Here is a 14,381-nt window from a genome sequence, read left to right as displayed (position 1 = left end):
CCAGTATAAAGAAAAAATCCCTCTAAAAATAGAGAGATTGATAAGCAAAAACTTGAATTTGATTAGAAGGTGAATCTTCCTATCTGCCAACTCTACCTCGTACTTTCAAGTACGAGACTGATCTAGCAAGATACTTCTACTTCTTCTTCAAATAATCAATAGCGTCTTGAAGGGTCTTGACGGGGACAATTTTCATCTTCGAATGAATTTGTTTCGCTGCTTCTTTAGCTGTTTCATAGTTTGATTTGGCCTTGGGATTGGCTTTCTTTTCTTCTTTGGAAACAGGGTTATTAGGGGCAAAGAAAATTTCTGCTCCTTCTTTATCGGCTGCGACGACTTTCTTGTCAATCCCACCGATATCACCAACCGTTCCATCTTGGTTAATAGTTCCTGTCCCTGCAATATGGCGTCCCTGACGAAGATCTGGATCAGCCACTTGAGTGTAGATGGCTAGGCTAAACATCATACCGGCACTTGGTCCACCAATTCCTTGAGTCGCAAACTGGACAGGAACATCGCCTTTGGCTTCAGTCCGGTCGATCAGGCTAATCCCGATTCCGTTTTTCCCGTTGGACAATTTGATGATTTTTCCGTCTGCGGTCTTGGTTTGTCCATCCTCAATATAGGTCACTGAAACGGGATCGCCAATTTTTTGAGAACCGACATAGTCAATCAATTCTTTGGAACTCTTAAAGGTCTTGCCATTCACACCGGTGACGGTATCCGCAATGTTCAAGATTCCCTTAAAGGTCGAGTCATCTGCTACCTGCATGACATAAACACCAAGAAAGTCCATCTGGGTTTCTTTTCCAGCTGTCTTTAACCCTTGGTAGATGGCCATATTTTGCGAGGTTTCCATATAGAATTGGTTAATCCGCGTAAATTCTTGGCTCGAACTACCGCCTGTCATATCCTTGGCAGAGTAGATATCTGTAAAAGGGGTCGCCCAAGCATAGATCAAATCAGCCGGGGTCGCTTCTTTCACTGCTACGGTTACAAAGTCATAAGATCCTGATTTGGTATCCATTTTTCCATCGACTGTCATGACGGATCGAATGTCTTCTGCCGTTCCTGGCATTTCAATATAATAGGGAAGGCGAATCACAAAAGCAGCTAGCAAGAGGAGCAAGAAGAGAACGCCTGCAATCGGCCATCGGTATTCTTTCAATCGGCCTTTTTTCTTTTTAGGGGTCAAGCTTGGTTTATTCGCTTGTGTCATCTTTGATTTCCTCCATTACACTCTCTGGGACATAAGGTGAGATATCCTGCTGAAAAGCCAGCAACTCTCGAATACGCGTTGAACTAATGGCCTGGTAAGGAGGCTGGGCATAGAGATAAATAGTCTCCAATTCAGGCGCCAACTGGTGATTAAAATAATCCATATTGGCTTCGTATACCAGATCCTGTGCATTGCGCAAGCCCCGGATCAAGGTCACCACGCCAAGATTGCGCGCCACTGTCACAGCCAATTCTTGAGTTGACGTCACAATTTCAACATTTTTCAAATGAGCCAAGGCCCCTTCCACCATGCGCACGCGCTGCTCAATGGAAAAGAGTCCGACTTTTTCCGGATTATAAAAAATTCCGACATAGACACGGTCAAACAAGCGACTAGCTCGCTCGATCAATTGCACATGCCCAATGGTAATCGGATCAAACGATCCTGTAAACAATCCATTTCTATCTGACATATACTGTTACCTTACTAATTCCATAGATTTTTTCTTTCCAGATTCCCACTTGTCCGATTTCCTCAGGAAGTTCTACGTGTTTATCGGTTTCACACACAATCATGATGTCCTCTGACAAGAGTTGACGCTCGCACAAGGTTTCGATGTCGCGGACAATCTCTTCCTTGGCATAAGGAGGATCCAAAAACACCAAATCAAAGGTACCCGTTAGAAGCCCCAAGGCTTGCTTGGCCTCCATTTTTAGCAGTTGAAATCGTTCCTTTTCCTTGGTCATGGCAATATTGGCTGCTACAATCTCCTGCGCTCTACGATCTCTTTCTACTAGAACAGCCTCTGACATGCCTCGAGAAACTGCTTCGATAGAGAGCCCACCGCTTCCAGCATAGAGATCCAGCACTCTTCCACCATCAAAGTAAGGACCAATCATATTGAACATGGCCCCTCTGACCTTATCAGAAGTCGGCCTGGTTGTTTTTCCTTCAAGTGTTTTGAGGGGGCGTCCCCCATAGGTTCCAGATACTATTTTCATAGGGACCATTATACCAAAAAAAATCAGAAAATTGCGATTTGATATGGTCAAGCGACAATTAAAAGAGCCGAGCACTCTGCTCGACTCTTTCTTTCCTTATAGGATATTTTCATATTCATCGCGGACAGATTGAGGCCAGACACTGGTTTGGACTTCACCGATATGTTTCTTACGAAGTAAGAACATAGCCAAACGAGATTGTCCAATCCCTCCACCAATCGTGAGTGGGAAGAGACCATTTAACAAGGCCTTGTGCCACTCTAATTGGAGACGATCCTCGTCCCCTGTAATCGCAACTTGACGGCGAAGCGTATCTTCATCGACACGGATCCCCATTGAAGACAACTCAAAGGCTGAACCTAGAACGTCATTCCAGACGAGGATATCACCATTCAAGCCCTTGTAGCCATTTTCAGACTCAGTTGTCCAGTCATCATAGTCAGGGGCACGTCCATCGTGTGGTTTGCCATCTGCAAGCTCTCCACCAATCCCGATCAAGAAAACGGCTCCGAATTCTTTGGCAATGGCATTTTCACGCTCTTTTGGAGTTAAATCTGGGTAGCGTTCCACCAATTCTTCTGTGTGAACGAAGGTAATTTGTTTTGGAAGAACTGACTCAATATCATAGCGCGCCTCTACTGCTAGTTCTGTTAAACGAATCGCCTTGTAGATTTTTTCAACCGTTTCCTTGAGGTAGGCGATGTTGCGTTGACCATTTGGGATGACTTTTTCCCAGTCCCATTGGTCTACATAAACAGAGTGGATGGCATCTAGCGAATCTTCATCTGGACGAAGAGCCTTCATATGGACAAAGAGACCTTCTCCTTCGCCAAAACCAAAACGTGCCAAGGTATGGCGTTTCCATTTTGCAAGTGAATGCACGACTTCATAAGTCTCATCAGGAATTTGAAGGACCTTTACAGATACCGGATGTTCAATCCCAGAAAGGTTATCCTGCATCCCGTCTCCGACCTTGCTCAAAATCGGTCCTTGGACTTCAATGATGTCCAATTTATCTTTTAAATACTGCGTAAACGTCGTTTTAACAAACGAAATTTCTTTTTGTTGGTGGATAAAACTTTTTTTCATATAGTTCCTCATTTATAGACATTTTAGAAATGATTATACTCTTTTTTCAATCAAAATCAAGTCTTTTCATTCGTTTTCAACTGAATTTTTCTCTTGCAAAAAGGATTCATTTTTGATAAACTATACGTAACTTTTAAAACGTTACATAGGAGAAGCGACATGTTTGATGCAAAAAAACTAAAAGAAAGACGCCTGGAAAAAGGCTTGACCCAAGCAGATGTCTACGAGGATCTCAAGATTTCTCGCAAGACTTACTCCAGTTGGGAGAATGGCTTATCGGAGCCACACGAAAAAAATCTCAGGAGGTTGGCCAAGCGCCTCTCCGTTAAAGAGGACTACTTTATTAACAAAGACTCCGCACTCTACACCTACCCTTTATTAACCCCACCTCATCAAAAGAAAGTCGACCAGTTGGCCAGCCAGTTATTGGAACAGCAGCAAAAAGTTGTTTCCTTGACTGCTTATAAGGTTCTTTCGATTGAACTAGCAGCCGGTTTAGGACACACCTTTTATGACAACGAAACGGACTATGAAACTGTCTATTTTGATCAAGAGATCCAGCACGATTTCGCTTCTTGGGTATCCGGAGATTCGATGGAACCTCTTTATCCCAATGGCTCTGTTGCCCTCATGAAGCAGACTGGCTTTGACTATGATGGGGCTGTCTACGCCCTCATCTGGAATGGAAAAACCTACATCAAGAAAGTCTATCGGGAAGCGGAGGGCTTGCGCTTAGAATCCATCAACCCTGATTACGACGATTTATTTGCTCCCTATGAAGACGAGCCCAAAATCGTCGGCATTGTAGTCGGGCATTTTCTTCCACTCGAGGTTTAAATATGCTATTTGATTATTCACGTGAGCCTCATTCTGATATTGCTTTTGTGGATATGAAAAGTTTTTATGCTAGCTGTGAATGTGTCCGTCTGGGGCTCAACCCCTTGACGACTTCCCTTTGCGTCATGAGTCGGAGCGACAATTCAGCCGGCCTGATTTTGGCGAGCTCTCCCGTTTTCAAACAAGTCTTCGGCAAGAAAAATGTCAGCCGTAGCTACGACCTACCTTTTGACCTCAAAACCAGAAAATTTAATAGCTACGCCGCTAAAAAGCAAGGATTGCCCACAGATCCAGTCTTTATTGCATCCATTGAATCCTGGGCTAAGAGGACCCTGATTGTGCCACCACGGATGAATGCCTACATTCAGGTCAATATGGAGATTCAAAAAGTCTTTCAGGAATTTGCGGCACCAGATGATATTTTCCCTTACTCGATTGACGAAGGCTTTATCGATCTGACTTCTTCTTTAAATTATTTTATTCCAGATTCCTCCCTCTCTCGAAAGGAGAAACTGGATCTCCTTTCTGCCAGGATCCAAAAAAGGATCTGGCAGGAAACTGGAATCTACTCTACCATCGGCCTCAGCAATGCCAATCCCCTTCTTGCCAAGCTAGCCTTGGACAATGAAGCCAAGCATTGCCGAAATATGCGCTCCAATTGGTCTTATGAAGATGTAGAAAGCAAGGTCTGGAAACTGCCCCAGCTTACTGATTTTTGGGGCATTGGACGTCGTACTGAAAAGCGATTGCAAAAGATCGGGATCACGTCTATTGCCGAACTGGCTCAAGCTCACCCAGATCTCTTAAAGAAAGAATTCGGAGTCATGGGTCTGCAACTTTGGTTCCATGCTCATGGTATTGATGAAAGCAATGTCCACAAGCCTTATCGTCCGAAATCACGAGGCATTGGTAACTCTCAAATCTTGCCCTTTGACTACCATCTACAAGCCGACATTGAACTGGTGTTTCGGGAGATGGCTGAACAGGTGGCTATTCGCTTGCGACGGAAAAAAAAGAAGACCCAACTGGTCTCCATTCATGCCTCCTACTCCAAAATCGAGGGACTTCCGTCCATTCACTGCCAGCAAAAGATTGAGCCTACCCAATCCACCAAGGTTTTATCCGATACGGTTCTGCGGCTCTTTCGCTCCAAGTACGAAGGAGGCGCCATTCGGCAGATCGGCGTTTTTTATGGAGAACTTGTCGAAGAGTCTCTTCAACTCTTTTCTCTCTTTGATGACCCAGTAACCCTGGAAAAAGAGGAGAAACTTCAGCAGACCATTGACCGCATTCGGGATCAATTTGGCTTTACCTCTCTTCAGAAAGGCTCCTCATTACTAGAAAACTCACGCGCCATTGCACGTAGTAAACTAACAGGCGGACATTCCGCAGGAGGCTTAGATGGATTAACATGATCGACCGTTCTTATCTCCCTTATCAATCCGCCCGCGAATTTCAAGATCGTGGCATGGCCAAATGGGCTGGCTTCTTTTTATCCGAGCACACAACCGCCCTGCATACAAAAGAAATTGACCGCAGTCAGCTCACGGTTCTTCCACTTGCCGAGCAGATCCAGCTGCTGGAGCAGGCCTTTCAACAACAAACGACGATCTCGATTACGACTCTAGAGGGGAATCAATTTGCAACCTACACAGGTTCGATTCACACCTTATCTGCTTCTGAGGTTCTTCTCAAAAGCGACGGCCACTACCACCGTCTCCTCGTAGACTCTATCATTTTTATTGAATCTGAGGAAACACCGTATGAAACCTATTCAGACTAAACACGAATTACAATTTGATTATTTTTCGGAGAATTACCACCAATTTGAGACGGACTTTTACGAGTGGGCCGCTACTTCTACGCCGCTCGTCTTTTTAGAAGACGATATTCTCCACTCTATGGCAGCAGGCCAGCGAAACTACTTTCGTCTTCACCACACCAAAAGTCGGGATCATCGAGACCATTATTTCTATTTTAAGGTTTCCACACTCTCCCAATCACCCCTGACCCGTATTTACGCTTATACAGGACATCACTTACAAAAGATAGATCCTCATCAGACAGAGAAAAAGGATAGCTTGATCTGAGAAGCTATCCTTTTTCTTGATTTATGGAATTCACTACAGTCCTTACGAGTGATTAGAATCCATCTACGTTTGTGTAGATTTTTTGTACGTCCTCGTCGTCTTCAAGAACGCTGTAAAGTTTTTCAAATGTTTCCAAATCTTCACCTGACAACTCAACTTCTGATTGAGGAATCATTTCCAATTCTGTTACTTGGAATTCTTCGACACCTGATTCACGCAAAGCAACGATCGCTTTGTGAAGATCAGTTGGTGCAGTGTAAACAGTGATTGTTCCTTCTTCTGCTTCGACATCATCTACATCAACATCTGCTTCAAGCAAAAGCTCAAAGATGGCATCGGCATCATCACCAGCAAAGACGATAACACCTTTGTTGTCAAAGAGGTAAGATACAGAACCTGAAGCTCCCATGTTCCCACCGTTTTTACCAAAAGCAGCACGGACATTGGCAGCTGTACGGTTAACGTTTGAAGTCAAAGTATCAACGATCAACATCGAACCATTTGGTCCAAATCCTTCGTAACGTCCTTCTGTAAAGGTTTCGTCAGTGTTTCCTTTTGCCTTATCGATCGCTTTATCAATCACGTGTTTTGGCACTTGCGCTTGTTTAGCACGGTCAATAACGAATCTCAAAGCAGTATTTAGTTCTGGATCTGGTTCACCCTTTTTAGCAGCTACATAGATCTCCACACCAAATTTAGCATATACTTTTGAGTTGGCACCATCTTTGGCAGTTTTCTTGGCAACAATATTGGCCCATTTACGTCCCATGAGGATTCTCCTTAAATTTTTTCAAATTATTTTCAATCTTTTATATTATATCACAAATCACAAGACTTGGAAGAGTTTTTTGCGTATCCTTCCAATTGGAGTTGCTCGACTATTCACCCTTTATTTATCTTCCACCCTCACTGGCACCCGGCCCCAGATCTGTTCTGGCAGTTGGGGATGGCCTAGTTGATACACCTGATCCGCTTGTTGGGTCAAAGCATCCCAAGGTTCCTTACCAATTCGGGTCACGATTTCTACTGATTTTTTCAAGCCTTTGAGATGAGCTTGTCCCTTTGCGGAAAAACCTAAGACATGAATGGCGTCGGGAAGGGCTTGTTCCGTTGCCCCTACCAAGATGTAGGTCAAGATGCGGCGCACTCGCGCCTTAGTATAGCGCTTGGTTGCGACTTTCTCCACCATGTCTTCCACAGAACTAGCACTTCGAACCACATCCTTTAGCCGATTGACCAGTTCTTCATTGACCTGAAAAATCTGTGTCAGATCTGGATGGGTTAGGATTTGATAACGGAGCAGTTGGTCAAAATTCTCCCAAGATACCTGTGGAGCTGACTGAAAGAGTTGACTATTGGGCATGAATCTAGCGACAAAGTCCTGATCTTCCTTGTGTAGGCGTAGACTAGTCGCAGAAGCATAGGCCACTTCTTTTTCTTCTGAATGGTAGCCTGCTCCCTGGCGTTGAATAGGCTTGAGCGCAATTCCCTTCCCAGCACAAGCCTTGGCATAGGCCAAACCCAGGATATGATTGGGAGTATCTCCTGTGAACTCCACTCCAGCAAAGGTTTCCCACATTTTTTGGGTCTTTTGTGGATAGGATAAATCGTCTGAAAGACTTCGCAGGAAACCTTCCATTTCCGTTTCTTTCTCCGAATAAACAGTCGCAATTGCTTGGTAATCTAAGACCTCTTCTGTCCCAAAAGTCAATTGGTTGATTCCTAGGCGAGATAAGATTTCTACCGCTCCCTTGGCAAAATGGTCAGCCGACTGAACAGCCACGAGAAAGGGGAGCTCGACCACCAGGTCCGCTCCATTTTCCAAAGCCATCTGCGTGCGAATCCACTTGTCTACAATGGCAGGTTCGCCACGTTGAACAAAATTCCCAGACATGGCAACAATCTTCAGCCCTTCTGCCTGTTTGAGCAGGTACTTGTGACCATTGTGAAAGGGATTAAATTCTGCAATAATACCTGTAACTGTCATGTTTTCCTACTTCTGTGCTACAAAAAACCAACGTTTGCTGGTCTTTGTTGGCTCTTTGTCTTCAAAATCTGCATACAATTTGAAAGATTTAAAGCCAGCCTGCTCCAATAAGATGTCATAGGTTAAAACTTCATAAGTGCGTTCCTCATGAACTTCATCGTGGCGACTAAAGCTGCCATCCTCTTCTTGGACAAAGAAGGTCAGCTCATGGACGATCGAGTGAGGTGCCGCATCCTCATAGGTATCCCAGAGCATGGCAAAGTCTTCGGCATTTTCGTGGTAGGAATAGCCTGGGAAAACCTCATCTGTCTGGTAGGTCGAATGGACATCAAAGATAAAGACCCCATCTTCATTAAGGGCATTGTAGACTTCTTTAAAGACGTCTCCTACTTCCACCTCGTCCTTCATGTAGCAGATAGAATCCGAGTAGCAAGTCACGAAATCATAAGTGCCTGCTTGCGACAGGTCCAGCATATTGCCCTCGATAAAATCAATCTTCTGCTTAGCTGAAGCCGCTCTTTTTTCAGCAATTTTCAGCATGTCAGCACTCAGGTCTAATCCTGTCACATCAAACCCAGCTTGAGAAAAGCGAACAGATTGAATCCCTGTCCCACAAGCCAATTCCAGTAATTTTTTCTTATCTTTTGTTTTTGGGAGATGGCGGAGGGAAAAATCCGTCCACAAATCATACAGACTGTCATCCATGACCGCATCGTAGACCGCCGCAAACGTTTCATAAGTCGCCATATTCATGATACCAAGTCCGCCCGTAATCCGATAGAAAATTAGGAGCACGACGATGGAGCTAAGCTCCAAGGAGAGCTATCTATTTTCCGAGGATTACAGGACGGGTTCAAATCCTTTCTAAGATACAAAGAGCCTTAAAAGCATAGAGAAAATAGGAGACTTTCTGCCGTATCGTCAGATACAAAGGAAGTTACTCTTTTTCTCACAGCTTTTAGCTCGTGTTCAATTATCAAATTAACCAAACACGAGGCCCCATCCTTTCTTTCCATAGAATTTCAATTTAACCAACAAAACTCAGTTGCTACCAACTGAGTTTACCTGCTTATGCTAAGGCTGCTGAAAGATCGACAGCACTTGCTTCGTGCCATAGCTTTTCTAGGTTATAGTGGGCACGCATTTCTTCTGAGAAGACATGGACCACTACACCACCTAAGTCAAGAAGGACCCAACCTCCAGCTGAATCACCTTCGACGTGGCTGGCATTCCCACCAGCTTCAATGACCTTCTCGCGAATATTTTCAGCAATAGCCTCCAATTGGCGGCTGTTCATAGAGCTTGTGATGACAAAGTAGTCTGTCACGCTGGTCAAGCTTTGAACATCCAAAGCGACAATGTCTTCCGCACGCTTTTCATCTGCTGCTTTGACAACTAGTTCAAGTAGTTCTTTTTCTTTCATGTAATCCTCTTTCCTTAAAAAATTGATTTGTAATCTAAGACATCCGCAAAACGTTCTGCCCAAATATTTTCATAAAATTCATTAAGCGTTTCTGCCGGAATATCCTCTCCATCAAAGGTTGTGACAGCTCCTTCTGGAATGACCAGCTTGTAGCCGTATTCAAATCCCACTTTGACGGATGTATCGACACAATATTCTGTCTGCATACCACACAGGACCAGTTGTTCAATCCCTTGTTGATCCAAGTACTCTTTTAATCCTGTCTCTTTAAATATGCTATTGTATCGCTTCTGAAATACCTTTTCATTCTCTTGTCTTTTCAACAGAGGAGATAATTGCCAATCTTCCGAAGTTAAAGCCTCTGGCGTTTCAATATGCTGCATGTAGATGATTTCAATCTGCTGTTTTCTAGCCTGATCTTGCAAATAAGCGATCTTCTCTAAGAGCTTTTCTGTCTCAAAACCTGTTTCCACTAGGATATTTTGTACATCAATAATGATAAAAGCTGTCTTCACTCACTGCTCCTCTTTCAAATACTTCACAAAGGCGTTATAGGTTTCAAGGGTTTGGGGATAAATGGGCAATCCTTGGTGGGCTAGGTGTTCGACCGTGCGAGCCGTCTCATAGGCCACGGCACGATCCAAAGAGACTTGGGCGATATCACGTGCTTGATCTACCCCTGGAAAGGTCCGGTTGTGCTCAATGTAATCAGCCACATAGACAATCTTGTCTAAGGTCGACATCTGTCCACTCCCCACGGTGTGGATCTCAATACTGCGAAGAATGGCTGGATCTGTCAGTCCGAGGTCTTCTTGGATCTTGTAAATCCCGACCATCCCATGCCAGACATTGTTGCCCCAGTTTTTTAATGCTGGATCCAGCTCATAGCGATCGATCAAGTCCAGAAATTCCTGATCTGATAATTTCTTGGCGTAGTCATGTAACAAACCTGCTAGACCAGCCTGCTCTTCATCAGCCCCATAGCGTTTGGCCAAGTCACGCGCAGCCTTCTCAACTCCTAAACAGTGAGTAAGCCGCTTTTCTGGCAGGATTTGGCGCATTTTTTCAAGCAAGACCTCACGAGAAAAGCCTAGATAGTTTTCATAGGTCATTGATACAATCCTTCTTTCTTGATGTAGTCCAAGACTGGTTTTGGCAACATAAAATTCGGCGTCCGGCCTTTGGCTACAAAATCACGCACCATACTAGAGGAGATGTCCATTAGAGGAACATCCACCCAGATCACCGGATAAGAAGTCCCCGCCTTATAGCGTGGTCGCTGTACTCCGACAAATTGCACAATCTCCACCAATTCATCGATGCGGTGCCATTTTGGTAAATAATCCACCATATCTGCACCAATGATGAAGTAATAATCTGTGTCTGGATCCCGTTCATTGAGCAAGAGCATGGTGTCGTAGGTATAGGAAACCCCTTTCCGCTCGAGTTCAATCGTCTCGATCTCCAGACCTTCAATGCCTTCAATGGCTAATTCCAGCATCTTAAGGCGATGGTGCTCTGCAATCGTCCCCTTGGTATCGACATGCGGTGGTTCATATTCAGGCATCAAGAGCACCTTATCTAACCCTAATTGTTGGCGCACTTGATCCGCAACAACCAAATGGGCATTGTGGACCGGATTGAAATTCCCCCCCAAAATACCAACTTGTTTGCGTTTCTTGTCTTTGATCTCTGGCTCTAACTCTACCTTGGTAAAGGGAGTCAATAGTTCAATTGCCATAGGTTTGCTCTCCTCGATGTCTTAAATTTCTTTTACCTTCGCTGAAATTTTACGATTTTCTTTTTTGCTTGATTGTTTGAACAAGATGAGAATGCGTCCAATTTTTTGAACCGTATCCACACCAATTTCTTCTTCCAAGATTTCTGCTACTTCATGGATATTCTCATCCGTATTTTGAAGAAGGGTCACCTTGATCAATTCGCGCGCATCAAGCGCTTGGCGCACACTGGTTTTGATTTGGTCATTGAGCCCGTTTTTCCCGATTTGGATAATGGGTTTGAGGCTGTGGGCTTGGCTGTTGAGGAAAGCCCGTTGTTTAGATGTTAATGTCATATTTTTACTTCCTTTTTTTGATCGTTATTTTAAGTGGTGGGGACGGCCGGAACTAATTTTTCAAATATCTCATCTTTGAAAAATGGATTTCCTCACCTCAAAATGGAGCCTTGGTCTCCATTTTGCCCTTGCCAATCTCACGATTGGCAACTACACCACGGCAATAACGATCTCTTTATGAGCTCACTTTGTTCGCTCTTCAGATATATTTTTTCCTGTTTTTTAAATGATAGCTTTGCGGGTAACGACGGCGACGCCTTCTGGTGCCCAGACGGCTACTTTGGCTTCTCCATTGACGCGGATCCAACCGAGTCCTGAGATGACCAGGTCTGTCTTATCCTTGATGGTAAACTCATGAGAAACCAAGGGTGGGAATTCTTCTTTTTCCTTGCTATTAGGTGGAGTTAATAAGCCACCGACATGCTTGTCATAAAAGGCAGTCGCTCCTTCGAGTTTGGTTCGGTGAAGCTTGAGTTCGTTGTCAAAGAAGGCGGTGAAACCTTGCTTTTCTCCCTTAATAAAGTCAAAACGTCCCAAGCCACCCAAGAAGAGGGTTTGCTCTGGATTGAGCTGATAGGTCTTGGGCTTGATTTCCTTTTTAGGGCTGACATACTTGAGGTTTTTCGCCGTCAAGTAGTGAGCCATCTGGTGGCGATGGATAATCCCTGGTGTATCGTAGATGTAGGACCCATCGTCCAGTGGTATTTCGATCTTGTCCAGTGTCGTCCCTGGGAAGCGAGAGGTCGTGATGATATCCTTATCCCCAGTGATTTCTTGGATGATCGCATTGATGAGGGTTGATTTTCCAACGTTGGTCACACCCACCACATAGACGTCACGGCCTTTGCGGTACTGCTCGATCTTTTCCATCAAGTCCTTGATCGCGCTCTTGTTTTGAGCAGAGGTGAGGACCACATCGACAGGACGCATGCCTTCTTCGTGAGCCCGCTCCATCAACCAATGGGTCACCTTGCTGTCCTTGACAGACTTGGGCAAGATATCTTTTTTGTTCCCGACCAAGAGGACATCATTTCCTGCTACAAAGCGTGGTAAGCCAGGAATGACGGAGCCATTAAAGTCAAAAATATCGACTACATTGACCACGAGTGCGTCACTATCCCCTACTTCGTGAAGGAGTTTTAGGAAATCATCATCTGTCAGATGCACATCTGTGATTTCATTGTAGTGACGTAGACGGAAACAACGTTGGCAATAGACTTCGCCTGTTTCCAAGCCCTTTTCAAGAGCTGATTGGGGAGTATAGCCTAGCCCCTCTTTGTTTTCTGTCTGAATGGGGGCTCCACAGCCAATACAGAATAATTCTTCCATTCTTAAATTCCTTTTTTGTATACAATCGGACCATATTTCTCGGCCATTTGCTTCATGACTCGGCGTTCACGCGCCCGGTTGATCTGCGTCTTGATCGAGTCATGCTCGACCAAAGGCTTGACCAAAATCGAACGAATGCCTGCACGATGGGCAGCCCGGATATCCGTCATCAGTTGATCCCCGACCATGACCACTTCATTTTTTTCATAGTGGAAACGTTTGAGGGCACGATCAATCCCAAAGGTAAAGGGCTTGAGCGACCAGGCTTCATAGTCAATATCAAATTTCTCAACAGCGCGCTTAACCCGTTTGGGACTATTATTAGACACCACGATAACCCGAATCCCTCCATCACGAAGGTCATGCAACCACTGGCGCATCTCAGGGGTACCATCCGGATTATTCCAAGCAATCAGGGTATTATCCAAATCCACAAGGACCGCCTTGATACCCTGTTTTTTCAAGTCTGCAACGGTGAGATCATAAGCTGCTTCCACCGCAAAATCTGGTTTGTAATTTTCGATTGACACGTTTTTCTCCATTTTTTATACTCCTTTCATTGTAGCATAAAAAGGCCCATTTTGCACCCGCTTCACGACTAAAACAGCGACAGACTCCAATCAGGTCGCTTTCACTACTCAAAAAATAGACAAAATACTTACAAAGTTCCAAAAACATGGTATAGTAGAAGAAAAAGAACTCGGAATTTTTTATGAAACAAACAAGCTTAAAAGAGGTCTCACCTCTTCTCCAGCGCATCATCAATTGGTCATCCATCATTGGGGCCCTCGCAACCCTTGCATTCTGTATCTGGGCCTACTTTTCTGGAATCCTTCAATCCAAAGAAACCTTGTCAGCTTTTATTTTGCAAGCCGGAATCTTCGGGCCACCGCTCTTTATCTTTCTTCAGATCCTTCAAACAGTGGTCCCTATTATTCCTGGCGCCCTGACATCTGTCGCTGGTGTCTTTATCTATGGCCATATTATCGGGACCATTTACAATTACATCGGAATTGTCATTGGCTGTGCCATTATCTTTCACCTTGCGAGAATGTACGGGCCTAAGTTCGTCCAATCCATGGTCAGTCAGAAGACTTACGACAAGTATATTAACTGGCTCAATGAAGGCAAGCGGTTCGATCGCTTCTTTATCTTCATGATGATCTGGCCAGTTAGTCCTGCCGACTTCATCTGTATGCTGGCAGGTCTGACCAATATGACCTTCAAACGCTACATGACTATCATCATCCTCTGCAAACCTATCACCCTTGTCATCTACACCTATGGCCTGACCTATATCATCGATTATTTCTGGCAAATGGTCTAAAGCAT

The 14,381-nt window shown here is 44.5% G+C and carries 19 protein-coding genes; 5 read left to right on the top strand and 14 right to left on the bottom strand.

Going from position 1 to position 14,381, the window contains the following annotated elements; all coding sequences use genetic code 11:
- Positions 1–136: 136 nt before the first annotated feature.
- The 4 genes from HMPREF2926_RS03030 to asnA all read right to left on the bottom strand — a co-directional run bounded on the left by HMPREF2926_RS03030 (position 137) and on the right by asnA (position 3,309).
- Positions 137–1,219, bottom strand: coding sequence for a SepM family pheromone-processing serine protease (locus HMPREF2926_RS03030; protein ID WP_031575886.1), 1,083 nt, complete (start codon positions 1,217–1,219; stop codon positions 137–139).
- Positions 1,203–1,691 (bottom strand): pantetheine-phosphate adenylyltransferase, encoded by a 489-nt coding sequence (gene coaD / locus HMPREF2926_RS03025; RefSeq protein ID WP_070586391.1) that lies wholly within the window; start codon positions 1,689–1,691, stop codon positions 1,203–1,205. The genes HMPREF2926_RS03030 and coaD overlap by 17 nt, the downstream gene beginning before the upstream one ends.
- Entirely contained in the window at positions 1,681–2,220 is a 540-nt protein-coding gene (gene rsmD / locus HMPREF2926_RS03020; protein ID WP_037607783.1) for a 16S rRNA (guanine(966)-N(2))-methyltransferase RsmD, read from the bottom strand. The genes coaD and rsmD overlap by 11 nt, the downstream gene beginning before the upstream one ends.
- A 96-nt stretch (positions 2,221–2,316) precedes the next feature.
- On the bottom strand, positions 2,317–3,309 hold the full coding sequence (gene asnA / locus HMPREF2926_RS03015; protein ID WP_003005888.1) for an aspartate--ammonia ligase: 993 nt from the start codon (positions 3,307–3,309) through the stop codon (positions 2,317–2,319).
- 159 nt (positions 3,310–3,468) lie between these two features.
- Between asnA and HMPREF2926_RS03010 the strand changes: the two genes are divergently transcribed.
- The 4 genes from HMPREF2926_RS03010 to HMPREF2926_RS02995 are packed head-to-tail and all read left to right on the top strand — an operon-like array spanning position 3,469 to position 6,236.
- Complete coding sequence (locus tag HMPREF2926_RS03010) at positions 3,469–4,146, top strand: helix-turn-helix domain-containing protein (RefSeq protein ID WP_070586390.1); 678 nt, start codon at positions 3,469–3,471, stop codon at positions 4,144–4,146.
- 2 nt (positions 4,147–4,148) lie between these two features.
- On the top strand, positions 4,149–5,561 hold the full coding sequence (locus HMPREF2926_RS03005) for a Y-family DNA polymerase (RefSeq protein WP_070586389.1): 1,413 nt from the start codon (positions 4,149–4,151) through the stop codon (positions 5,559–5,561).
- Entirely contained in the window at positions 5,558–5,929 is a 372-nt protein-coding gene (locus tag HMPREF2926_RS03000) for a hypothetical protein (RefSeq protein ID WP_070586388.1), read from the top strand. Before HMPREF2926_RS03005 ends, HMPREF2926_RS03000 begins: the two co-directional genes overlap by 4 nt.
- Positions 5,910–6,236, top strand: a complete 327-nt coding sequence (locus tag HMPREF2926_RS02995) for a DUF5960 family protein (RefSeq protein ID WP_070586387.1) — start codon at positions 5,910–5,912, stop codon at positions 6,234–6,236. The genes HMPREF2926_RS03000 and HMPREF2926_RS02995 overlap by 20 nt, the downstream gene beginning before the upstream one ends.
- A gap of 52 nt (positions 6,237–6,288) precedes the next feature.
- Here the strand turns inward: HMPREF2926_RS02995 and HMPREF2926_RS02990 are convergent, their stop codons facing one another.
- From HMPREF2926_RS02990 to HMPREF2926_RS02945, 10 genes are all read right to left on the bottom strand, one after another.
- Positions 6,289–7,005, bottom strand: a complete 717-nt coding sequence (locus HMPREF2926_RS02990) for a YebC/PmpR family DNA-binding transcriptional regulator (RefSeq protein WP_003005873.1) — start codon at positions 7,003–7,005, stop codon at positions 6,289–6,291.
- Between the two features lie 120 nt (positions 7,006–7,125).
- A complete protein-coding gene (locus HMPREF2926_RS02985) occupies positions 7,126–8,223 on the bottom strand; it encodes a nucleotidyltransferase (RefSeq protein WP_070586386.1) in 1,098 nt (365 codons plus the stop codon).
- 6 nt (positions 8,224–8,229) lie between these two features.
- On the bottom strand, positions 8,230–8,970 hold the full coding sequence (locus tag HMPREF2926_RS02980; protein ID WP_305366795.1) for a class I SAM-dependent DNA methyltransferase: 741 nt from the start codon (positions 8,968–8,970) through the stop codon (positions 8,230–8,232).
- Between the two features lie 322 nt (positions 8,971–9,292).
- Positions 9,293–9,646 (bottom strand): ribosome silencing factor, encoded by a 354-nt coding sequence (gene rsfS, locus HMPREF2926_RS02975; protein ID WP_049474402.1) that lies wholly within the window; start codon positions 9,644–9,646, stop codon positions 9,293–9,295.
- A 14-nt stretch (positions 9,647–9,660) separates the two neighbouring features.
- Positions 9,661–10,161, bottom strand: a complete 501-nt coding sequence (locus tag HMPREF2926_RS02970) for a cysteine hydrolase family protein (RefSeq protein WP_070586384.1) — start codon at positions 10,159–10,161, stop codon at positions 9,661–9,663.
- Positions 10,162–10,758 carry a bis(5'-nucleosyl)-tetraphosphatase (symmetrical) YqeK gene (yqeK, locus tag HMPREF2926_RS02965; RefSeq protein WP_049506414.1) on the bottom strand — a complete coding sequence of 199 codons (597 nt, stop codon included), beginning with the start codon at positions 10,756–10,758 and terminating at the stop codon, positions 10,162–10,164.
- Positions 10,755–11,387: a nicotinate-nucleotide adenylyltransferase gene (locus tag HMPREF2926_RS02960; RefSeq protein WP_070586383.1), complete on the bottom strand. Its 633-nt coding sequence runs from the start codon at positions 11,385–11,387 to the stop codon at positions 10,755–10,757. Before HMPREF2926_RS02960 ends, yqeK begins: the two co-directional genes overlap by 4 nt.
- Before the next feature lie 21 nt (positions 11,388–11,408).
- Positions 11,409–11,720, bottom strand: a complete 312-nt coding sequence (yhbY, locus tag HMPREF2926_RS02955; RefSeq protein WP_070586382.1) for a ribosome assembly RNA-binding protein YhbY — start codon at positions 11,718–11,720, stop codon at positions 11,409–11,411.
- Between the two features lie 222 nt (positions 11,721–11,942).
- Positions 11,943–13,049, bottom strand: coding sequence for a ribosome biogenesis GTPase YqeH (yqeH, locus tag HMPREF2926_RS02950; protein WP_049472983.1), 1,107 nt, complete (start codon positions 13,047–13,049; stop codon positions 11,943–11,945).
- A gap of 2 nt (positions 13,050–13,051) precedes the next feature.
- Positions 13,052–13,579 (bottom strand): YqeG family HAD IIIA-type phosphatase, encoded by a 528-nt coding sequence (locus tag HMPREF2926_RS02945; protein ID WP_045759146.1) that lies wholly within the window; start codon positions 13,577–13,579, stop codon positions 13,052–13,054.
- Between the two features lie 182 nt (positions 13,580–13,761).
- Between HMPREF2926_RS02945 and HMPREF2926_RS02940 the strand changes: the two genes are divergently transcribed.
- Positions 13,762–14,376, top strand: a complete 615-nt coding sequence (locus HMPREF2926_RS02940; RefSeq protein ID WP_070586381.1) for a TVP38/TMEM64 family protein — start codon at positions 13,762–13,764, stop codon at positions 14,374–14,376.
- Positions 14,377–14,381 lie beyond the last annotated feature (5 nt).

The organism is Streptococcus sp. HMSC078D09 (genome assembly GCF_001813675.1).
In the GTDB taxonomy this organism is placed as follows: domain Bacteria; phylum Bacillota; class Bacilli; order Lactobacillales; family Streptococcaceae; genus Streptococcus.
Note: the sequence above shows the minus strand (reverse complement) of the source record. Positions and strands in the feature narration are given on the sequence as shown.